Source organism: Deinococcus aquatilis DSM 23025, assembly GCF_000378445.1.
Classification (GTDB): domain Bacteria; phylum Deinococcota; class Deinococci; order Deinococcales; family Deinococcaceae; genus Deinococcus; species Deinococcus aquatilis.
Map to the genome: position 1 here is coordinate 59,748 of NZ_KB899711.1, position 20,661 is coordinate 80,408.

General features: G+C 63.3%; 17 protein-coding genes. 10 read left to right on the forward strand and 7 right to left on the reverse strand.

Annotation, left to right across the window (positions count from 1 at the left end; all coding sequences use genetic code 11):
- Nucleotides 1–26 precede the first annotated feature (26 nt).
- Nucleotides 27–410 carry a hypothetical protein gene (locus tag F561_RS0111225; RefSeq protein WP_019010065.1) on the forward strand — a complete coding sequence of 128 codons (384 nt, stop codon included), beginning with the start codon at nt 27–29 and terminating at the stop codon, nt 408–410.
- A complete protein-coding gene (locus F561_RS27860) occupies nt 407–817 on the forward strand; it encodes an inorganic diphosphatase (protein WP_026298820.1) in 411 nt (136 codons plus the stop codon). Before F561_RS0111225 ends, F561_RS27860 begins: the two co-directional genes overlap by 4 nt.
- On the opposite strand, the gene F561_RS0111235 is transcribed toward F561_RS27860, so the two are convergent.
- From F561_RS0111235 to F561_RS0111245, 3 genes are all read right to left on the reverse strand, one after another.
- On the reverse strand, nt 702–1,682 hold the full coding sequence (locus tag F561_RS0111235; protein WP_019010066.1) for a hypothetical protein: 981 nt from the start codon (nt 1,680–1,682) through the stop codon (nt 702–704). The two genes, F561_RS27860 and F561_RS0111235, sit on opposite strands and share 116 nt — an antisense overlap.
- A 297-nt stretch (nt 1,683–1,979) precedes the next feature.
- Nucleotides 1,980–2,687: a response regulator gene (locus F561_RS0111240; protein ID WP_019010067.1), complete on the reverse strand. Its 708-nt coding sequence runs from the start codon at nt 2,685–2,687 to the stop codon at nt 1,980–1,982.
- Entirely contained in the window at nt 2,684–4,396 is a 1,713-nt protein-coding gene (locus F561_RS0111245; RefSeq protein WP_019010068.1) for an ATP-binding protein, read from the reverse strand. The genes F561_RS0111240 and F561_RS0111245 overlap by 4 nt, the downstream gene beginning before the upstream one ends.
- 218 nt (nt 4,397–4,614) lie before the next feature.
- Between F561_RS0111245 and F561_RS0111250 the strand changes: the two genes are divergently transcribed.
- The 3 genes from F561_RS0111250 to F561_RS0111260 all read left to right on the forward strand — a co-directional run bounded on the left by F561_RS0111250 (nt 4,615) and on the right by F561_RS0111260 (nt 7,768).
- Nucleotides 4,615–5,574, forward strand: coding sequence for a Bug family tripartite tricarboxylate transporter substrate binding protein (locus F561_RS0111250; RefSeq protein WP_019010069.1), 960 nt, complete (start codon nt 4,615–4,617; stop codon nt 5,572–5,574).
- 170 nt (nt 5,575–5,744) lie between these two features.
- Complete coding sequence (locus tag F561_RS0111255) at nt 5,745–6,272, forward strand: tripartite tricarboxylate transporter TctB family protein (protein WP_026298821.1); 528 nt, start codon at nt 5,745–5,747, stop codon at nt 6,270–6,272.
- Complete coding sequence (locus tag F561_RS0111260) at nt 6,272–7,768, forward strand: tripartite tricarboxylate transporter permease (RefSeq protein ID WP_019010071.1); 1,497 nt, start codon at nt 6,272–6,274, stop codon at nt 7,766–7,768. The genes F561_RS0111255 and F561_RS0111260 overlap by 1 nt, the downstream gene beginning before the upstream one ends.
- A 164-nt stretch (nt 7,769–7,932) precedes the next feature.
- Here F561_RS0111260 and F561_RS0111265 read toward each other — a convergent pair whose 3' ends face one another.
- Both F561_RS0111265 and F561_RS0111270 read right to left on the reverse strand, forming a co-directional pair.
- The gene (locus F561_RS0111265) at nt 7,933–8,646 is read right to left on the reverse strand and encodes an ABC transporter ATP-binding protein (RefSeq protein WP_019010072.1); all 714 of its coding nucleotides are present in this window, start codon (nt 8,644–8,646) and stop codon (nt 7,933–7,935) included.
- Entirely contained in the window at nt 8,643–9,803 is a 1,161-nt protein-coding gene (locus F561_RS0111270; protein ID WP_026298823.1) for an ABC transporter permease, read from the reverse strand. Before F561_RS0111270 ends, F561_RS0111265 begins: the two co-directional genes overlap by 4 nt.
- A 260-nt stretch (nt 9,804–10,063) precedes the next feature.
- Here F561_RS0111270 and F561_RS0111275 point away from each other — a divergent pair, with 260 nt between their 5' ends.
- Complete coding sequence (locus F561_RS0111275; RefSeq protein ID WP_019010074.1) at nt 10,064–11,347, forward strand: DUF4127 family protein; 1,284 nt, start codon at nt 10,064–10,066, stop codon at nt 11,345–11,347.
- Between the two features lie 310 nt (nt 11,348–11,657).
- Here F561_RS0111275 and F561_RS0111280 read toward each other — a convergent pair whose 3' ends face one another.
- Together F561_RS0111280 and F561_RS0111285 are read right to left on the reverse strand one after the other, a co-directional pair.
- The gene (locus F561_RS0111280) at nt 11,658–12,548 is read right to left on the reverse strand and encodes a DMT family transporter (RefSeq protein ID WP_019010075.1); all 891 of its coding nucleotides are present in this window, start codon (nt 12,546–12,548) and stop codon (nt 11,658–11,660) included.
- A gap of 13 nt (nt 12,549–12,561) precedes the next feature.
- Nucleotides 12,562–13,419 carry a glucodextranase DOMON-like domain-containing protein gene (locus F561_RS0111285; protein ID WP_245556495.1) on the reverse strand — a complete coding sequence of 286 codons (858 nt, stop codon included), beginning with the start codon at nt 13,417–13,419 and terminating at the stop codon, nt 12,562–12,564.
- 943 nt (nt 13,420–14,362) lie between these two features.
- Between F561_RS0111285 and F561_RS25295 the strand changes: the two genes are divergently transcribed.
- The 4 genes from F561_RS25295 to F561_RS0111305 all read left to right on the forward strand — a co-directional run bounded on the left by F561_RS25295 (nt 14,363) and on the right by F561_RS0111305 (nt 20,594).
- Complete coding sequence (locus F561_RS25295) at nt 14,363–16,648, forward strand: RelA/SpoT family protein (RefSeq protein ID WP_040380498.1); 2,286 nt, start codon at nt 14,363–14,365, stop codon at nt 16,646–16,648.
- 3 nt (nt 16,649–16,651) lie between these two features.
- A complete protein-coding gene (locus F561_RS28820; RefSeq protein WP_157451801.1) occupies nt 16,652–17,029 on the forward strand; it encodes a hypothetical protein in 378 nt (125 codons plus the stop codon).
- A gap of 107 nt (nt 17,030–17,136) precedes the next feature.
- Entirely contained in the window at nt 17,137–19,422 is a 2,286-nt protein-coding gene (locus F561_RS0111300; protein WP_019010079.1) for an endonuclease MutS2, read from the forward strand.
- Nucleotides 19,423–19,691: 269 nt separating this feature from the next.
- The gene (locus F561_RS0111305) at nt 19,692–20,594 is read left to right on the forward strand and encodes a hypothetical protein (protein WP_245556496.1); all 903 of its coding nucleotides are present in this window, start codon (nt 19,692–19,694) and stop codon (nt 20,592–20,594) included.
- Nucleotides 20,595–20,661: the final 67 nt, after the last annotated feature.

Genomic DNA, 20,661 nt, shown 5'->3' on the forward strand with positions numbered 1-20,661 from the left:
TCACACTCTGCCCCTACACTGGCTCCATGCTCTCCCGCTCCTTTGCTCTGGCTGCGGCCCTGACGCTGTTGGCTCCGGCCCTCGGCGGTTGCCGTTACAACTTCGTGCCCCTCATTCCGCCTGAGGTGAAGGTGGATTTTCCGGCGCGGATTACGGGGGCGGCCCTGACCCGTAGCGGCGAACGGTTGACCCTGCAGGCCGCTTTGGAAGGGCGGTTCGATCCCGGTTATCTGAGTGTGGTGTGGTTTGACGGTGGCCGCGAATTGGGCCGCGACAGCGTGTATCTGGACGCTGAAACCCGCAAGGCCAGCTTTGTCCTGACGGCCCCCGATCCGGGCGCTTACCGTGCACTCCTGTCTTTTGGAGGCAATGTGCTGCGGCAGGTGGAATTGTATGAGGTGCAGCCATGACGCCCCATGAGCAGGAATGGCTTGGCGTGGTCGAATGGAGCGCGGGCACCCGCGAGCGCCTGATCTGGCGTGCCGGAAGGCTGGAACCCTACCGCACCGAACCTCTGCCCGCGCCCGTCAATTACGGTTGCCTGCCCGGTACCTTCAATCCTGCCGACGCTGCCGAGGTGGATGCCGTGTGGCTTGGGGTTCCTCTGGCGGTGGGCACGCAGATCACGGCCCGTCCCACTGGCCTGCTGCACCTGGCCGACAACGATCACAAGGTCATTTTCGGCACCCTGGAAGAAGGAGCTAGGGAGCTGCTGGCGTGGTTTCCGGCAGGCCGGGGGGCGACGTTGCTGGGGCCGCAGCAGGCACAAGACTGGCTGGAATCGCTGGTTGCTGCGCCTTCCAGTCCTGTGCCATAGGGCGAATTCGGGCCAGCACCCAGTTCAGTGCGTCGCTGCCCGGATAGGACACGGCGCTGTGATCCTCACGGGCTGACACGTAGGTCTGGATCCCTGCCGCGCTGCCGTCCAGGCGGGCATTGCGCGACAGATCGAAGAGGTAGTTGATCAGCAGGCCGCTGCCGTTCGTGCGGGCAGGGAGGCGCTTGCTCTGGACTTCCAGATTGACGGCCACATTGGGCCACACCACGTCCTTGGAAATCAGTGAACCTCTTGCCAGCAGGGGTACGCCCGGCACACTCAGGCTGTCGCAGGCGCTGATGGCACTGGGAAGGCCGTCCGGCGGCACTGGAAGCCCACGTATTCCCGCCGCGTGGTCGGCCCGCCAGGCAGTACAGATGCCGTCCAGATCGATCTGAAGCGCAAACGTCACCTCTGGATAGACGCGGGTGAGGTAATGCAGCCACGCTACCCCCTGCGAGTGCCCCAGCAGAACCACGCGTGGCGGCGTCGGCCCCTTCAGCCAACCGTTCTTCAGGCGCTCGAAGTCGGCCAGCAGTGCGCCGAAGCCCCGTTGGGGAGCTTGCACCTGCAACGAATCGAACTGTACCGCCGCATTGCTGGCGTATCCGGCCACCTGCACGGTGAGGCCTGCCGCCGCCACTGCATCGGCAACCGCGTCCAGGGTTCCCCGAGAACTCAGATAATCCCAGTTGTCGCGCGGAGCCGAGCAGGGCGGCCCGCAGCGACCCGAGACGCTCAGGATAACCACGTCCGGTGGGGGGCCAGCCAGATTCAGGGCCGCACTTCGCCCGGTGTGCACCGTGATAGGCGCACAGGCAGACAGGAGAAGCAGCAGGAAGAAGAAACGCAGGAGAACAAACATTCCGAACCAGTGTACGAGCAGGCAGGTTGGCTGGGGTCAGGCAGGAGAGGAGTGAGGGGTTGCGCTCAGATGAACTGTGTTGTCCTGAATTGCCCTGGAAAGGCTTATCAGGCGGCCCCCTCTGCTTTCCGTAACACCCTCCCACCCGCTGTCAGGACATATCGGCCTGTTCGTACCAAATAGCGAGACTCCGCGAGAATCATCCGACCCGCAGAGCTGTGCAGCAGAGCGAGGGACAAACGGTACGGGTTGGCGACGATGGACGACCCTGTCGGCGTTTTCCCGGATGTTCGGGAATCAAGACAAGTCCGTCTCAGTCGCCGTGTCTCCCGATGCCCGGTAAAGTTTGGCAGGCCGCCCTGCCAGCCCGTACTGATGATCCAGCTGAGCACGGCCAACCCGCACCAGATGTTCCAGATACCGCCAGGCAGTCACGCGGCTCAGGGCCACGCGGTCTCCTATTTCTTCTGCGCTGGTGGGCCGTCCCGTCACTTCCAGCGCCAGATAGACCCGTTCCAGCGTGTGTGGGTCGATGCCGCGTGGCAGGGCTTCGGCAGTGCTCGCGCTGATGCCCAGCAGGCGATCCAGACTGGCCTGATCCAGCCGGGGTGCAGGGGCGGCGGCGGGCGTATGGCGGGCGCGGTGGCGGGCCACCAGTTCGGCCAATCTTGCCCCCGTAAACGGCTTGATCAGGTAGTCGAAAGCGCCGTGCGCCAACGCCGTGCGGACACTGAATTCATCATCGGCGGCGGTAATCAGGGCGATGTCTGTGGTGCGGCCCTGCGTGCGCCAGTGCCTCAGCAGCCCCAGGCCACTGCCGTCGGGCAGATGGACATCCAGCAAGATGAGATCGGGGGAGAGGGCCTGTGCCAGTGCGTCACCCTGGGCGCAGGTGGCGGCGCTGCCCACCACATGCACGTCTGGATCGCGCTCCAGCAGATCCCGGTTCACGCGGGCTACCCGCAGATCATCCTCGACCAGCAGCACCCGCACCCGCGCACTCATAGCGGACGCCTCGGCGCACCCAGGTTGGCTGACGCGGTGGGTGAGAGGTGCGGCGCAGGCAGACTGACCTGAAAGACTGTATGCCCGCCCCGCCGGGTATGTTTGATCTGCCCACCGAGCGCCTGTACCCGTCCCAGCACGCCTGCCAGTCCGTAGCCCCGGCCCTCTCCCTTGCTGCTCGCGCCCCGGGTAAACAGCCGGGTCGCCAGGCCCGCCGCGACGCCGGGGCCGCTGTCTTCTACCTCTATCTGTGCGCCCTCCGGGTCTTCTCCGATCAGGACCGTGACCGCGCCAGGTTGCCCGGCCAGCGCCTCGAATGCGTTTTCGGTGAGGTTGCCCACTGCCGTGACCAGCGTATCGGCGTGCCGCTCCCACAGGGCCGAGAGGTTGCTGCCCTCGGCCACCTGAAAATCAATGCCCAGTTCCTGCGCCCGCTCGCGTTTTCCGGCCAACAGGGCCACCAGCCGGGGCACCTGCACATCCCGCAGCAGTTGCCGGAACTGGGCACCCTGCTCGATTTCTGCGTTCAGTACCCGCAGCGCCTCTTCGGGGCGGCCCAGTTGCAGCAGCCCTGACAGCACGTGCAGGCGGTTCTGATACTCGTGCGTCTGGGCACGCAATACATCCACGAAGCCGCGTGCGTGCGTGAGTTCATCGGCCAGGGCCACCGCCTCGGCCCGGTCTCGGAAGCCTGCCACGAATCCGCCCGAATCGGTATTGGCTACGGCGGCGTGGGCTGGCCCCAGCGGTTCGATGTTGACCAGAATATGCTGACCGTTCAGCGTCAGTTCCAGGTTCTGTTGACGTGTCAGGGGCTGCTGCGCCGGGCGGGTGAGGGCGGCCAGTTCGGGCCAGCAATCGGCCAGAGGCGTGGGCGCCGGGTGTGTCCTTAACATCTCCGTTCCTAACATCTCGGCGGCGCGGTTGTTCACCAGCGTGACCCTGCCTGCCCCGTCCACGGCTATCACGCCTTCTCGCAGGGCGGCCAACACAGCCCGTTGCTGGCCCACCAGCGCAGCAATCTGTTCGGGTTCCAGATTCAGGATGTCGGCCCGCAGTCGCCGCGCCACCAACATCGCGCCCGCAGTGCCCAGCCCCAGCGCCAGCACGAACCACGGAGCCAGACTGACCAGTGCGCCCACCACCAGATGCCGCGCGGCGGGCATCAGGTAGCCTGTACTGACCACCCCCACCACCTTGCCCGCCGCGTTCCTGACGGGCACCTTGCCGCGCACGCTGACGCCCAGGCTGCCCCGCGCCACGCTCACGATTTCGCGGCCCGCAAACGGCTCGATATTGTCTCCGCCTTCCATGGGCTGTCCCAGGCGGTCTGAACGCGGATGGGCCAGCCGAATGCCTGCGCGGTTGCCCACCACGATAAAATCGGCCTCGGCCTGAGCGCGAATCTGGTTCACCTGACGGTTCAGCGCCGCGTTCTGCACCCCTGCCTCTGCCCCCTGAACCACGCTGGGCAGGCGCGACACGATGCGGCTGGCCGTGATGGCTCTCTCCCCGATGCGCTCACGGGCCTCGCCGTACAGTTGCCACGTTTGCACCAGCACCAGGAGCGCGGTCATGGCGCACAGCACCAGCAGATGCAGCCACACCAGACGCCCCTGAATGCCCTGCCGCCGCAAGAAAGCAGGTGGGCGGAACAGGGCAGGCAGCGGGGCAGCAGAAGACAGGGAGGTCAGCTTGGGCCGGGTCACGGGGGATCAGGGTCATTCTAGGCGCGGCGGAACGCAGACACACTGCTTGCGTGCATTGTGTTCACGGTTGTGCATTCTGGTCACCAAAAATACCGTGCTAGACGTATAAACCCCCTTGCACTCGTGGTGGTGTGAGCGTAGGGTGAACCACAACCACAATCTCACCTGCTCTGCCGCCCACTCTTGGTGCGGCCTGCCCCCGGAGGCACCCCATGTCTATGAACTTCACGAAAAAAGCCGTCCTGACCCTGTCTGCGTTGCTGCTGGCCGCACCCGCCACACTTGCCCAGGGCCTCAACAACCTGCGGATCATGGCCCCCGCTGCCCCCGGCGGTGGCTGGGACCAGACCAGCCGCTCACTGCAAAGCGTGCTGCAAGACGAAGGCGTCGTGAAGCCCGTGCAGGTGTTCAATGTTCCTGGCGCGGGCGGCACCATCGGACTGGCGCAGTTGTACAACGCCAAGGGCGACGGCAACCTGCTGATGACGATGGGCCTCGTGATGGTGGGCGCGATCCAGACCAACAACTCCAAAGTTGACCTGAGCCGCGTGACCCCGATTGCCCGCCTGACCGGGGAATACGAGGTGATCGTGGTGCCGACCAGCAGCCCCTACAAGAACACCGCCGATCTGGTGGCCGCATGGAAGGCCAACCCTGGCGCAGTGGCCTTTGCGGGCGGCAGCGCGGGCGGTACTGACCATATGCTGGTGGGATTGCTGGCGCGTGCGGCGGGCGTAGACCCCAAAAAGATGAACTACGTGCCCTTCAGCGGCGGCGGTGAAACCCTGGCGGCCCTGCTGGGCAATCAGGTGGCGGCGGGCGTGGCCGGATACGGCGAATTCGAGGCCCAGATCAAGGCCGGAAAACTGCGGGCCATCGGCATCAGCGCCCCCAAACCCCAGCCCGGAATTGCTGTACCCACCCTGAAATCACAGGGCTACAACGTCGATCTTGCCAACTGGCGCGGCATCGTGGCTCCTCCCGGCATCAGCGCCAGCGAGAAAGCCACCCTGGTCGCTGCGCTGGACAAGATGCACAAGACCAAAGCCTGGAAAGACACGCTGAAAACTCGTAACTGGACAGATCTGTACATGAGCGGCAGCAAGTTCGACGTGTTCCTGAAACTGGAAGCGGTGCGGACCAAGGGCATCCTGCAAGACATCGGCCTCGTCAAGTAAGTCTCGTCAAGTCAGTCCCGTGAAGTAAGCCGGAAGTTGTGGGGCGAAGTGGAAGCACGCAGGCCACTTCGCCCCTGCTTTATTGCCTTTATTGAAGCAAACGACTTGATCTTCCTTTCCTCTCGACGGGTTCACCTTTCACCTCAAGCCCCACTTCTCCAGAGGTTTCCATGCCTGATCCTGTACCACACTCCGCTGCTGTTCCTTCTTCCCGCCCCTCTATCAGCATTCCTGATCTGTTGGTGGCCCTCGGCGTGGTGCTGCTGGGCCTGCTGCTGCTCATCGGCTCCAACCAGATTGCCACCTCGGGCATGAATACCGTGGTGGGGCCGAAAGTCTTCCCCCTCATTGTCAGTGTGGGTACGCTGGGGCTGGGCGTTCTGCTGACCATCGGGGTGTTGCGGGGCCACCGCGCCGAGCCTGCCACCGAGGAAGACACCGACCCCAACGCGCCTGTGAATCTGGCGTCTCCGGGCCTGATTCTGGGCGGTTTCCTGCTGGGCACGCTGCTGCTGCAACCGCTGGGCTTCGTGTTCGGCACGGCCATCATGTACTTCACGGTGGCTTACGCCTTCGGTGAGCGGCGCTACGGCCTGATCGCGGGCGTGGCGCTGGTGGTTGCCCTGATTACCTACCTGTTGTTTACGCGTGGGCTGGGCCTGACCCTTCCTGCGGGCATCCTGAAGGGCATTCTCTGATGGACGCCATCACCTCGTTGTTTGCCGGATTTGAAACGGCCCTCACGCCCATCAATCTGCTGTGGGCGCTGGTGGGCGTCACGCTGGGCACGCTGGTGGGGGTGTTGCCGGGAATCGGGCCAGCCCTCACGGTGGCGCTGTTGCTTCCCGTCACTGCTAAATTGCCCCCGGTCAGCGCTTTCATCATGTTCGCGGGCATCTATTACGGCGGCATGTTCGGCGGTTCCACCACTTCTATTTTGCTGAATACTCCCGGCGAATCCAGCTCGATCATCACGGCACTGGAAGGCAACAAGATGGCCCGCAAAGGCCGCGCCGCCGCTGCTCTGGCCACCGCCGCCATCGGCTCCTTCGTGGCCGGAACCATCGGCACCATGTTGCTGACTTTTGCCGCGCCCGCCATTGCCGAAATCGCTGTTCAGATTCGCCCGGAAGCCAAGTTCTCACTGATCATGCTGGCCTTTGTCACCATCAGCGCCACCTTTGGCGGCAGCCCCCTGCGCGGCCTGATCAGCCTGTTTCTGGGTCTGTGCATCGGGCTGGTGGGCACCGACCTGCAAAGTGGACAGGCCCGCTTTACTCTGGGCCGCCCCGAACTGCTGGACGGCATCGAATTCGTTACGGTGGTCATCGGACTGTTTGCCATCGGGGAAACGCTGTATGTGGCCTCGCGCCTCCGCAAAGACAAGGCCAGCGTGATCAAACTGGAAGGCAACGCCCACATGACCCGCGAGGACTGGCGGCGCAGCTGGAAACCGTGGCTGCGCGGCACGGCGCTGGGCTTTCCTTTCGGCGCGATTCCCGCAGGCGGCGCAGAAATTCCCACCTTCCTGAGCTATACGCTGGAAAAACGGCTGACCAAGCACCCCGAAGAATTCGGCAAAGGTGCCATTGAAGGCGTAGCTGGCCCCGAAGCCGCCAACAACGCCGCCGCCGCCGGGGTGCTGGTGCCGCTGCTGACGCTGGGGCTACCCACCAGCGCCACCGCCGCCATCCTGCTGGCCGCCTTTCAGCAATACGGGCTTCAGCCGGGGCCGCTGCTGTTCGTGACCAGCCCAGAACTGGTGTGGGGCCTGATTGCCAGCCTGTATATCGGCAACGTGATGCTGCTGGCGCTGAACCTGCCCCTCGCGCCTGTGTGGGCCAAACTGCTGCTGATTCCGCGCCCCTTCCTGTACGCCGGAATCCTGGTGTTCTCCACGGTGGGCGTCTATAGCCTCAACAACAGCGTCTTCGATCTGGTCTTGCTGGCGATCTTTGGGGTTATCGGCTACGGCATGCGCCGCTTTGATTTCCCGGTCACGCCCGCCATCATCGGCGTCATTCTGGGGCCAACCGCCGAGAGCTTTTTCCGCACCGCGTTGCAGCAGAGCAACGGCGATTACAGCACCTTCGTTCGCCAGCCGCTCAGCGCGTTCATTCTGTTTATCGTGGCGTTGTCGCTGATTGTTCCGGCGGTGCTGAAGGCACGGAAGCAGCCCGTGGTGAGTGGTTAGTGGGTCGGGGCCAGTGCGCCTGCGGTGTCGGCCCTGAGCATGTAAAACTTCGTTTCTTTTCAAACATGAGGGGGAAGGGTTGCCGTAAGCGCACCCTTCCCCCATCTTTTAATCTTTATCTTTTGACCTTCCCACTCACCACTGACCACTTACCACTCACGTTTTTAGCTGCTCACCACCCCATCCCGCACCCGCAGCGTATGATCTGCCAGCGCCGCCACGTCGCGGTCGTGGGTGATCAGAACCACTGTGCGGCCTCCCTGCGCCTGCGTGGTCAGCAGTTCCAGCACCTTTTCGCCCGTGCGGGTGTCCAGATTTCCGGTGGGTTCGTCGGCCAACAAAACGGCGGGGTCGCAGGCCAGCGCACGGGCAATCGCCACCCGCTGGGCCTCGCCGCCCGACAACTGGCCCGGAAGGTGCGTGGCGCGGCTGCCGAGGCCCACGCGTTCCAGCAGTTCGCGGGCGCGGTCACGGCGTTCACGGGGCTTCATGCCCGAGAGGGTCAGCGGAAATTCCACGTTCTCCAGCGCCGAAAGGATGGTCACGAGGTTGTGGTTCTGGAACACGAAGCCGTAATGCTTGAGTCTGAAGTCGGCGCGGCCCGCTTCCGAGAGGCTGTGCAGATCGGTGCCGCCCACCACCACCCGCCCGGAACTGGGGGTATCGAAGCCCGCCAGCAGATTCAGCAGGGTGCTTTTGCCGCTGCCGCTTGGCCCCACCACGGCGGTCATGCCCTGCGGAAACGTGTGGGTAAAGGGCGCAAGGGCCGTGACCGATTCTTCCCCGCTGGGATAGATGCGGGACAGATCCTGGGTCACGAGTGCGGGGCGGCTGGCGTCGGGGGCCACCTTCTGGGCCACAACAACGGGCGAGGTCATATGCGCCCCAGCGCATCGGTGATGCTCAGGCGGCTGGCACTGCGTGCCGGAAGAAGGCCCGAGAGCAGCCCCAGCAGAATGCTGATGCCCAGCGCCAGAAGGGTCAGGCGCGGAGTCAGGGCCGCTGCGTCTATTCCAGCCAGATTTTGCGTGTACAGGTTGACCCCCCAGATGCCCGCCAGTCCCAAAATAAGGCCGCCCACACCGCCTGCCAGGGCCAGCAGCAACGATTCGGTGAGCACCAGCGCCCGCACGAAGCCGGGGCGTGCGCCGATGGCCCGCAGGGTTCCGAATTCTCGGGTACGCTCGAAAACCCCCATCATCACGGTGTTGGCAACCGCCAGCCCGCCCACGATCAGCGCGATCAGGCTGATGCCGAAGCGCACCGCGTCACTGATTCGCAGGGCGCGTTCCACGAAGCTCAGGAAGTCCGATTGGGTAGAGGCTTCCAGATTCAGGCGCTTGGCGAGGGTGGTGGCAACGGCGCGGGAGTCGCGGGGATTTTCCAGTTTCAGGGCCACCAACGACACCCGGCCCGTGGCTCCCTCGGCATCCTGCAACGTTCTCAGAGGCAAAAAGATGAAGGAATCCACCAGCCCCGATTCGGGAGCCAGCACCCCAACCACCTTGACCGCGCTGCGCCGCGTGAGGTTCAGGGTGCTGCCCACCTTCAGGCGCAAGTTTTCGGCGGCTTTGGCTCCGATCACGGCCACCTTCTGGCCTTCATCGGCGGCAACGAGGGCGCGTCCGTTGGCGGGCACGATTTTGGGAAAGACCGTGCTGATGCCCTGCGCGGCGGGCAGACCGTACAGCACCACACTCTGAGACACGTCCAAGCTGCTCCTGACGCTCATGACCACGGGTGTCACCGACGTGATGCCCAGTTCTGCCGCCAGCTTCTGGATGTCGGCCACCGCCGTTTCGGGCAGGTTGGGCTGCGGTGCAAAGCCCTGTGTAAACCCACTCAGGCTGACCTGCACATCTGGCCCAATGCCGCCGAGTTCGCTGGTGAAGACCTTGCGAATTCCCTCGCCCAGAGAAAGAAAAACCACCATGCTGGCAACGGCCACCGTAATGCCCAGCGCCGTCAGCAGCGTCCGTACAGGCCGCCGCGTCAGCCCTCGCCACGCCAGCGCCCACAAATCTCCCCAAGACATCATGAGACGTAAGGTACGCCGAAACCGCAGGACAAAAGACGGGAAGTGTTGCGGAGTGGGGGAGGGAGGGGGAACACGGTCGCGTGTAGACCCCCCAGTCGGCTTCGCCGCCAGCCCCCCTTAAAGGGGAGCACAAAAAATGTGGTGTCCCCACCTCTAAGGGGGGGCGTTGCGCTAGCAACGGGGGGGTTCATCCACAGCCTCAGCAGACTTCTCTCCCTTCTCATCTTTCCTACCGCCCGCCCTCTAGCCTGAAGTCCATGTTCAAGCCTGCCTTCTTTCTGTCCTTACTCTCTGCGGGCCTGCTCAATGCGGGCGCACAGACCTTCATTCCACTGGATTCCCGGCCTGCCACACGGGTGCTGCCTGCCCTGATCGCGGGCCTGCATGGGCGTGAGGTGCAGGTTGTGCCTGCCGAGTTGCTGGGCAATGCCACACGCGGGGCAGACCCGGCGGCGCTGACAGCTTGGCTGGAGGCTCAACCCGTCAGCGGGCCTTTACTGGTGGCGCTGGACGCACTGGCTTACGGCGGCCTCGTGCAGTCGCGCACCAGCCCCCTGACCACCGATGAGGCGCTGGCGCGGCTGGCCCCCCTGCGAGACTGGAAAACGCGCACCGGGCAGCCTATTTACGCCTTCATCACCCTGCCGCGTACCCCGGACGCCACCAACCGGGCACGCAATCTGGAAGTGACGCGCCGGATGCTGGATTGGGCGCGGGAAGGGGTATTTGCTGAACTGCACATCGCCTGGGACGACGCCCTCCCCGGCAGTCCTGCTCCAGCCGAGGGCGCGGCGCTGGCCCAGAATGCCCCGGCCAACGTGCGCGTATATCCGGGGGCCGACGAGGTGCTGTCGATGCTGGCGGCCCGCGCCTTGGCCCCTGCCTCCAAAACAGTAAGAGTGGAATACAGCGACCCCAAGGCGGCAGAAGCAGTGATCCGCTATGAGGGCATTCCGCTCACCCAGAGCGCCCGCAACCACGCCGAGGCCAGTGGCTACAGCGTGGTTCCATTCGGAACAAGCACTGGTGGCCCCGCCGACCTGACCCTGTACGTGTTCAATGGGGGAGACCCCCGCCGCGCCGCCGTGCGAATCAGCGCCCTGCTGCGGGCTGGCCCGGTGGCGGTGGCCGATGTGGAAAAGGTGAATCTGGGCAATACGCGCCTGTGGTCGGATCTGGCCGTATTGCGCCGCCCCGCCAACCTGCGCTCGCTGGCGGCGTGGGGCACCCCCGGCAACAATCTGGGCACGGCGCTGGCCCATGCCAAGCTGACCCTGGGCGGTGTGGACGCGGTGCGCCAGGACGCGCTGCTGGCCCGTGAATACGCCAACGACATCATCTACAGCGCTGACTTGCGGGCCGCCCTCCGCAAAGCGGTTCCCGAAGATCAACTGAACACGCCTCAAGGTCAGGCCGCGCTGCTGAAGCTGGCCGCCAACTATTTCCCGCTGCGTCTGGGCCAAACCTACACCCTCAGCGACGCCGAATTGCCGTGGGGCCGCAGCTTCGAGTGGAATTTTGATCTGAAGGGCGGGTGGTGAGGCGTGGGCTGTGGGAACAGCGTGGGGGCCGAGAAATTTTAGTTGCGATGGGGTACGTCAAGTTCTGAACTGCTGGAGTCAGTACAGGGTTTCAAAAGTGCCCTTGTCCTCCCCTTTAAGGGGGGGCGTTGCGTCAGCAACGGGGGGGTTCACCTTCCAAGCCAGATCACGCTTCCGCCTAAACCCCCCAGTCTGCTTCGCAGCCAGCCCCCCTCAAAGGGGAGCGCAAGAGATGGTGTACTCCCCTCAAGAGGGAATTGCGCCAGCAACTTGGGGTTCACACGTCAAGTGTTCCCGGCCCAGTCCAGCGCTATTCCTTCAGGCTCAGCAGCAGCGCCGCCCCGATCACCAGCGCCGCGCCCAGCAGGGCCGTGACCGACAGGCGTTCGGCAAACAGCCACGCCGCCAGAGCCGCAGCCACCACCGGTTCCAGACTGGCAATCACGCTGGCACGGGTGGCGGGCAGGCGCGGCAGTCCGAGGCTGTAGGCGGTGTAGGCGAGGTAGGTAGACAGGAAAGCCATCGCCCCCAGCCCCGTCCATGCAGCGGGTGTTTTGGCGCTGAATTCCACGAAGGGCAGCAGTCCCAGTGCGCCCACCGGCAGGGCCACAGCCAGCAGCGCGGGCGGTGAGTAACGGCCAAAAAACGCCTTGCCGTACAGGTAATACAGGCTGTAGGTGAATCCGGCAATCAAGCCGAAGCTCAGCGCTGCCGCCGTCACTTTGACTCCCTGGCCCCCGCCCAGGCTGATCAGGGCGATGCCCGCCAGAGTGCCGACCACCGCCAGCACATCACGCCTGCCCAGCCGTTCGCGCAGAACGGCCCAGCCGAACAGCGCCACAAACGCCGGAGCCGTGTACAGCAGCACGCTGGCAAGGCTCGCGCCGCCTGCCCGCACCGCCAACTGGTACGACCCATAAAACACGCTGACCCCCGCGATACCGAATGCCGCCGTGATCCAGAAATCGCGGCCTCGGGGAAGGGGAGCGCGGATCAGGGCGGCATGGAGCGCGAAGAAGCTGCCGCCCAGCACCGCCCGCCAGAAGGCCACTTCCAGTGCGCCTACGCCCGCGCCCTGCACATTCTTGCCAAAAATTCCCAGCAGCCCCCACAGGAAGGCCGCCGTCAGGATGAGCAGGGGAGCCGGGATGTTCTGGCTCCAGCCTTTGGTTTGAGTGGTCGCGGGGGCAGTGTCTGTCATGCGTTTTTGGCCCTTAGGCGTTGCGCCTGCGCCACACCAGCACCGTTGCCAGGGTGGTCAGGAGCAGGCCCGCGCCCCCCACTGCGGCCAGAAGCAGCGTGCGGCTGTCGCGGGTTTCTCCCACCGGAGCCAGCGTATCCAGTGTGTACACCGCCGTATCGTCGGAGGCGGCCAGCACGTCTACCGGAGCAGGCGCACTGGCGCGGCTGGCCTGAAGTGCCGAGGAATCTGCCCCGGTGGTTGGCCGCAAAATGCCGTCGCTGCTGAGAGGCGAATACACGCTGTTGGTGACCCAGTAGGCGTACTGGCCCGGCGGAATGGCCGCATCGATCACCAGATTGGTGCCTTCTATCCGCACGCTCGGGGCCGCCATCGGCACAGGTTTCTGGTTGAGGCTGGCGGCTGTTCCGCCCTGTTCAGTGGGCAGACCTTCAAGCGTCGCCCCGGCCCCGGTCACGCGCACATGGTATTGCCAGCCGCCCGCGCCGCGCACGTTCAGGCCCAGATTGCCCAGCGTGCGTACCGTGCCCAACGGGGATTTTACAAAAATGTCGGTCACGCCTGCCGAGAAGCCCGAGGGCAGGCCCCACGGATTTTCGATGCGTCCCAGCCCCACCGTAAAGCGCATTCCCGTGGAAGAGTTGGTGGTGCCCTGAAGCAGCGGCAGGGGGGTCTTGGCCGCCTTGCCCAGTGCTTCGGCCCGGAATTCGCGCAGGTCGAGGGCGTCGGCGCTGATGGCGGGCCGGGTGGGCAGCACGTAGCCGCCGTCGCCGCGAGCATCGCCCGCCGGGTCGGGGTAGGAGAACAGGGCAGCGAACAGCATCGGCACAGACAGCATGGGTGCAGAGAGAAGGGACACGGGCAACAGCACGCCCGCAAGTATAGGTCAGGGCTCAGTCAGGAACAGGTGATGTGGCTGAGCTTGGTCCTGTCCTGTTACGGCTTCCTGTTCCCGGTTCCTGTTTGCCCCAGCCATCACCGGGTCATCACTGGGAATCTGAAAAGGTCAACGCGGCGTTGTCGGCGAAATGCCCCCGAGCGCAGAGGCAGAAGTTCCTGGTGGGCTGATCGGCTAGACCAGGATCCCCCGGTTTTCATGGCCGCCAGTCCGTCTCCTGTGGGCCTTGCCCAGTCTTTTGATCGGCCACGGCTCCGAATGTAAAGTCACGGTCAGCTTGCCCGCATTTGTTCCACAAAACGCGGCTTACACTGGGGGAGTGAAGGGCTTACGCGAGTTCATCGACTGGTTGCGCGAAACGCTGAAGGGCGCTGTCCAGCCTCCCCGCCAGCTGCAACCGGTCCCGATTCCCGTGCGCGTCCGCGAACGCCGCTGAGGATCATCTCCCTCACTTCTCTCTGGTCGATCCCAAACCGAATCTGAGGCGCTTACTTGCGGGTAGGCGCTTTTGCTGTGTGGCAGCGACGGGCTGATACGGCAACTGCATGGAATCTCAAAAACGGTGGGGTTCTATACGCCTTGCCAAGCCGTTATGCAGAGCTGTTCCAGAGAGGGGCGTCTCTGAGGAGAACGGACGCGCAGCCGGGGCCGTGTCTCGGGGAAAAGGCCGGGTGTGCGGTCATGAAGCGGAGTCTGTATAACCTCCGCGTGACGCGGCTTCCCGTGTGTAGGCCACCGCCGCGCTATGCTGCCCCGCGTGTCCGGCCCGCCAAACACCAACCCGTCCGACCTTCCCCCGTCCGACCCGTCTTCTGCTGACCTCTCTTCTGCCGAGCTGCTCAGGGTTCTCCCTGTGCCGGGACCAGAATCCGGCTCCGTTTTACAGCCAGAAGCCGCCCGCGCCGACGATCACGGGATGGCCGAACTGCGGGTGCTGATTTCCGAGCGGCCAGAAGCCGAGCAGCAGAGGGTCGAGAAGGCCTACATCTTTGCCCGCGATGCCCACGACGGCGTCAACCGCAAGAGTGGGGAGCCGTACATCACGCACCCGGTGGCGGTCGCGGTGATTCTGGCGCGGCTGGGCATGGACACCGACAGCCTGATGGCGGGCCTGCTGCACGACACCGTGGAAGACGTAGACGGCATCACTTTTGAACTGATCGAAAGCGAATTTGGCCCCGACGTGCGGCGAATTGTGGAGGGCGAAACCAAAGTCAGCAAGCTGAGCAAGCAGGGCAGCCAGGTGGCCGAGGTCAAGGACGCGGGGCGCGACATGCAGGCCGAAAACCTGCGCCAGATGCTGATCGCCATGACCGCCGACATCCGAATCATCGTGGTGAAGCTGGCCGACCGCCTGCACAACATGAGGACGCTGGGCAGCATGAAGCCCGAAAAACAGCAGCGCATCGCCCGCGAAACGATGGAGATTTTTGCGCCGCTGGCGCACCGACTCGGCATCGGGCAGATCAAGTGGGAACTGGAAGACCTCAGCTTCCGCTACCTGCAACCTGACGCCTACGAGTACCTGCAAACCCGCCTCAGAACCAAGCAGGAAGAACGCGACGCCCTGATTCAGGGTGCAGTGGCGCAACTGAACGAGGCGCTGGAAGACGACTTGGAACTGCCGGAATGGGTCAGCGACATCGATATCTCGGGCCGCAGCAAGCACCTCTGGAGCATTCACAACAAGATGCAGAAAGAGGGCAAGGCGCTGGAACAGATTTTCGATCTGCTGGCAATCCGGGTCATCCTGAAGCCCAAAGACCTGATCGTGCCGCCCGGAACCGATGAAAAACGCCGCGAACGTGCCGAGCAGACCCGCGAAAAACGCATCTGCTACCACACGGTCTCCATCGTGCATTCGATGTGGACGCCGTTGCCGGGGCGCTTCAAGGACTACATCGCCGTTTCCAAGCCCAACGGCTACCAGAGCCTGCATACCACCGTAATTACCCAGAGCGGGCAGCCGATAGAGGTGCAGATTCGCAGCCTGCGGATGCACGAGGTGGCCGAATACGGCGTGGCGGCCCACTGGATGTACAAGCAGGGCGCACAACTGGCCCAGCGTGACCGTGAAAACTGGATTACCCAGCTCCGCGAGTTGCAAAACGAGATCAACGACGCCAGCGACTACATGGACGCCGTGAAAACCGACATCCTGAGCCAGCGCGTGCGGGTGTTCACGCCCAAGGGCCTCGCCATCAGCCTGCCGGTGGGCAGCACCGCCGTGGATTTTGCCTACCACATTCATACCCGAATCGGGGAAACCACCGTGGGGGCGCGGGTCAACGGGTCTATCGTGCCGCTGTCTCATAAGCTGGGTAACGGCGACATGGTGCAGATCGTAACCAGCAAGAACGGCCATCCCAGCCGGGACTGGCTGAATTTCACGATCACCCGCAGCGCCCGCTCCAAAATCCGCCATCATTTCCGCACTCAGGAGCGCGACGAGGCGCTGAAGCATGGGCACGACCTGCTGGAGCGGTATCTGCGGAAGCGGCAACTGGCCGTGCGCCAACTGATGAGGACCCAACTGCTGGAAGACGCCACCCATAAGCTAATGGGCACCCGCAACCCCGACGACCTTTATTTTGCGCTGCATTCGGGCAAGCTCACGCCCAGCGTGGTGGCCCGTATCCTTTCGCCCAGCTTGGCGCAGGAGCAGGCCCCGGCAGGCCCCAGCAAGCGCGGCCCGGTCACGCCCCGCACCCCTGAACCCGGCGGCGTGTACGTGGAAGGGCTGACCACCTCCAGCAAGCTGTCTCAGTGCTGCAACCCCATTCGCGGCGATCAGATCATGGGCTACCTCACGCGGGGCCGGGGCGTCAGCGTTCACCGAATAGATTGCCCCAACATGATTCGCCTCCTCAAAGACGAACCCGAGCGCTGCATCGCCGCAAGCTGGGACGCGGGCACACCGGGCGGCACCATCGTGGATCTGGACGTGATCGCGCCGGATCGTCCGGGCCTGTTGGCCGATATTCTGGGTGTACTGAGCGCCGAAAAACGCAGCCCCATGAAAATCGAGGCGGGCGTGAATGCCGACAGCACCGCACATATTCACCTGCGAATGGCGGTCACGGGCAACGCCGACCTGGAACTGGTACGCACGGCCATCTTGCGCGTGCAGGGCGTGCAGGACATCGTGCGGGCGGGTCGGGGCGGCAAGGGCGGAGCGCGTAAGAATGGAATGAGCGCGTAGAGAATGACAGATTCTCTTTCATTCATTGACAAAATCTTGAATGCCTTTCCAGAATTTGCCAAATTTAGAGACGTTTACTGGGATGATGAAGGGAATGACACTACGCCAGTGTGTATTGATTTGAGTAGGTTTGCCGATTATGCATGGAGCCGAAGTCTTAACTGGGTAGATGATGATTTCAATCTCCTCTGGCGCATTATTCTTGACCTGCTCAATCTAAAAAATCAGCACATTTACGATTGTATAGATACAGGTTTTATGGAAACTCTCGACCATAAAGCTCTTGAAGAGTCAAATCATTCATTGGTGGAAAGATGGAAGAGTCAGATGCCTGATTTCGCTTATGCGTTGAGTCCCGAATGGCGTGAGCGGAGGGTCTGAGTTTTCATTACGCCAGCCTTGCCCACCCCCCAACTCCCATTCCCCAACTTTCTCTAAGCCACACAGCGCACGATTAATCCCCCGCATCGTTGTTATGCTCACAGGCGATGTCGTTCGATGCCCGCGCCCTGTCTGCCCTGGATTTCCCCCGTATTCGCCAAGCTCTGGCCGAGCGCAGCGCCACCTCGTTGGGGGTGGAGCGGGCGCAGGCGCTGGAACCCTCGGCGGATTCGGGCCGGATTGCCCGCGAACTGAACGAGGTTGAAGACGCCATGTTCGGCGTGAGCCTGAGCCTCGGCGGAATTCAGGACATCCGCGACCTGCACGGGCGGGCCATCGAGGGCCGGGTCTTGTCGGGCAGCGACCTGCTCACCGCCGCCTATTCGCTCGACGGGGCCATGACGGTCAAGCGGGCCATTGGGGCCAACTCGCGGGGGCCGCTGAGGGAAGTGGCCGTGGGATTGGCCGACCACAGTGAACTGGTGCGGCGCGTGCTGGGTGCTCTAGACCGGGACGGGCAGGTGCGCGACGACGCCAGCCCCCGCCTGCGCGACCTCCGCAAACGCATCGAGCCGCTGCGGAGCCGCATCCGTGAGCGTCTCTCAGCCACTCTGGAACGCTGGGCCGACGTGTTGCAGGAAAATATCGTCACCATTCGCCGTGACCGCTACGTATTGCCCGTGCAGGCCAGCCGGGTGGGGCAGGTGCAGGGCATCATCGTGGACGCCTCGGCCACCGGGCAGACCTATTTTGTAGAACCCGCCACCGTCACGCCCCTCAACAACGAACTGGCCCGCTTGATTCTGGATGAAGAGGCCGAGGTGCGCCGCATCCTGACCGAATTGTCGGGCCTGTTGGCCGCCGACCCCGATGTGCCCGTGACCTTATCGACTATCGGTGAACTTGACCTGATCGCCGCCAAAGCCCGGCTGGCCCGAGACTGGCGACTGAACCGCCCCGAACCCGTGACCGATAACGCCTACGACCTGCGCGAGGCCCGTCACCCCCTGATCGAACAGCCCGTTCCCAACGACATCCGACTCGGAGACATCAAGCTGCTGCTGATTACCGGCCCGAACATGGGCGGAAAAACGGCCACCCTCAAAACGCTGGGGCTGGCCGTTCTGATGCACCAGTGCGGGATGTACGTGGCGGCGGCCAGTGCCAAGCTGCCCGTGGTGCGCGACGTACTGGTCGATATTGGTGACGAACAGAGCATCGAAGCCAGCCTGTCTACTTTCGCCAGTCACCTCAAACACCTGCGTTTCGTGCTGCGGCATGCGGCCCCCGATACGCTGGTGCTGATCGACGAGTTGGGCAGCGGCACCGATCCCGACGAAGGCGCGTCGCTGGCGCAGGCCCTGATCGAGCAACTGCTGGGGCAAAATGCGCGGGGCATCATCACCTCTCACCTGTCGCCCCTCAAGCAGTTTGCGCTGGAAACGCCGGGGCTACGCAACGCCAGCATGGGCTTCGATCTGGCGACCCTCGCGCCCACCTACCATCTGCAAGTGGGGCAGCCCGGACGCAGCTACGCGCTGGCAATTGCCCGCCGCATGGGGTTGCCCGAAGACGTGCTGGTGCGGGCCGAAACCCTACTCGGCCCCAACGCGGGCCTGATGGAGCGGATGCTGGAGGGGCTGGAGCACGAGCGGGCCGACCTCTCAGAGCAACTGGCCGCCGCCGTTTCTGCCCGCCGCGATACCGAAACCGAGCTGGCCCGAGTGCGTGGGGAACGCGAAATGCTGGAGCAGAGGCGCAACGAAATGCTGGCCGAGGCCGCGCAGAAGGCCGAAACGCTGTATGCCGACGCCATAGAACGGGTGCGTACCCTGCGTGCCCGCGCTCAGGAAGACGTGGCCCGCCCCCGCGTGATGCAGGAACTCCGCGACCTCCGAACCGCCGCCCAGAAGGCCCGCCCCGCGCCGCCCGTTGCGCGGGAAGAACGCGGCGACCCGATTCGCGTGGGCAGCAACGTAGATGTGCCCGCCTACAACGCCGCCGGACAGGTGCTGGAACTGCGCGGAGATGATCTGGTCGTGCAACTCGGTGTGATGAAGGTGGGCGTGAAGCGGCGTGACGTGCGCCTGAAGCAAGAACCCAAAGTCAAAGCGCCCCGCAGCTTTGTAGGAACCACCAAAAGTACCTTCCAGAACGAACTGCAACTGCGCGGTATGGGCGTGGAGGAAGCGGTAGAAGAACTGAGAACCGCCATTCTGGAAGCCCACGCCCTCAAGGAAAGTCCGCTGCGGGTGGTCCACGGCAAGGGTCAGGGCGTGCTGCGCCGCCTGCTCCGCGAGTACCTGAAAAACGATAAACGCGTCGAGTCCTTCCACGATGCTGAAACCAATCAGGGTGGGCACGGCGTGACCATCGTCAATGTGAAACGCTGAAAGCACACTTCCTCACATTTCTGCAAAAATTGTCTAGATGAGGTACCGCCTCTCATGTTTTTAACATGCAGGATGCTGTGGTGAGGAAACACTTTTCTACTACAAAGACGCTTCGTCGCTTTAAATCGGGTCTCGCATCATTGGCACTTGCCTCGGCTTCCTTAAGCCTCGCTCAAACTGCTGCTCCAGAGCCTTTCAAATTCCAGATTCCTTCCAATTACATCAACCGATTTTCCAATACCGAGGGCGTTCTGGACTTTGGCCCTACCGTGAGTGATGTCGATGCTGTGGGCGTGCGTGCTTTTCCTCTGCCCACCCCACAGGACTTCAGGGTGTCGCTCGTCAGGCATACCAATTACTGGGAATATGTTCTGAGTACCCGTGTCAAGGACACGACCCTGTTGGGCGGTGTCATCAACAACGGCAATGCATTGGGCGGTATTGCCAAGTTAGAAGCTACGCACGATCCTCTGAAGGGAATTCAGTACAGCGGGATCGTTCAGGGAGAGCTGGGCAACATATCCTTTTCCCGCTTCAGCGTGGGCTACGCCTTCACGGTCTGGGAAAACCGCATCCGCATTCTCAACAACGTGGGCGTCGGTTACGACTGGAATTCCTATTTTCAGGGAACGCCAGAGAACCCCGTCCTGAAGGTCAGGGGTGGGTACGAAAGCAATGTTCTGACCCCCTACACCTTCTCACAGGTCAGCGGCGGGTACGGAGAACCTATCGGCAAGGAATTCAACTGGCGACTTGACGCCAATGCCCGTCTGTACACCTTTCCGCTGGATCTCAAGGCCCAGCTGAGTCTGGACGTGACTCCCTCATTTACCTACCGCCCGGTGGCTGGCCTGGCCCTGACTGCCTCACACCTCGAACGTTTTGTTCTGGGCGATTCCTCGCTGTATACCTACAATCTGGACCGTTATCAGGAATCGAATGCCAGCGTGACCTACCGCATTCCGGGCACGCCTGACTTTGGCCTGGGTGCTTTGCGGGTACGCGGAAGCCGCAACTGGACGGGCGATTACACCTATCTCCGCAACGATGTTTTCCTGAACATCAAGGCCCTGCCGTTCCTGATCGGCCCCAGCGTGGGTTACCAGTGGGGGCCAGCCAAAAACGGCAGTAACAGCCAGTGGCTCTACGCCCTCGTGGTTATAGGCCGGTAAACGCGGTGTCTGCCTTTTCAAAACTGACTGAAGTATGTAAACCAGATCATGTCTTTCATCTACAAAA

Excerpts from the sequence above, each read along its gene's own strand:
- F561_RS0111225 (WP_019010065.1), top strand. The coding sequence starts at position 27 with ATGCTCTCCCGCTCCTTTGCTCTGGCTGCGGCCCTGACGCTGTTGGCT.
- F561_RS27860 (WP_026298820.1), top strand. The coding sequence starts at position 407 with ATGACGCCCCATGAGCAGGAATGGCTTGGCGTGGTCGAATGGAGCGCG.
- F561_RS0111235 (WP_019010066.1), bottom strand. The coding sequence starts at position 1,682 with ATGTTTGTTCTCCTGCGTTTCTTCTTCCTGCTGCTTCTCCTGTCTGCC.
- F561_RS0111240 (WP_019010067.1), bottom strand. The coding sequence starts at position 2,687 with ATGAGTGCGCGGGTGCGGGTGCTGCTGGTCGAGGATGATCTGCGGGTA.
- F561_RS0111250 (WP_019010069.1), top strand. The coding sequence starts at position 4,615 with ATGAACTTCACGAAAAAAGCCGTCCTGACCCTGTCTGCGTTGCTGCTG.
- F561_RS0111255 (WP_026298821.1), top strand. The coding sequence starts at position 5,745 with ATGCCTGATCCTGTACCACACTCCGCTGCTGTTCCTTCTTCCCGCCCC.
- F561_RS0111260 (WP_019010071.1), top strand. The coding sequence starts at position 6,272 with ATGGACGCCATCACCTCGTTGTTTGCCGGATTTGAAACGGCCCTCACG.
- F561_RS0111265 (WP_019010072.1), bottom strand. The coding sequence starts at position 8,646 with ATGACCTCGCCCGTTGTTGTGGCCCAGAAGGTGGCCCCCGACGCCAGC.
- F561_RS0111270 (WP_026298823.1), bottom strand. The coding sequence starts at position 9,803 with ATGTCTTGGGGAGATTTGTGGGCGCTGGCGTGGCGAGGGCTGACGCGG.
- F561_RS0111275 (WP_019010074.1), top strand. The coding sequence starts at position 10,064 with ATGTTCAAGCCTGCCTTCTTTCTGTCCTTACTCTCTGCGGGCCTGCTC.
- F561_RS0111280 (WP_019010075.1), bottom strand. The coding sequence starts at position 12,548 with ATGACAGACACTGCCCCCGCGACCACTCAAACCAAAGGCTGGAGCCAG.
- F561_RS25295 (WP_040380498.1), top strand. The coding sequence starts at position 14,363 with ATGGCCGAACTGCGGGTGCTGATTTCCGAGCGGCCAGAAGCCGAGCAG.
- F561_RS28820 (WP_157451801.1), top strand. The coding sequence starts at position 16,652 with ATGACAGATTCTCTTTCATTCATTGACAAAATCTTGAATGCCTTTCCA.
- F561_RS0111300 (WP_019010079.1), top strand. The coding sequence starts at position 17,137 with ATGTCGTTCGATGCCCGCGCCCTGTCTGCCCTGGATTTCCCCCGTATT.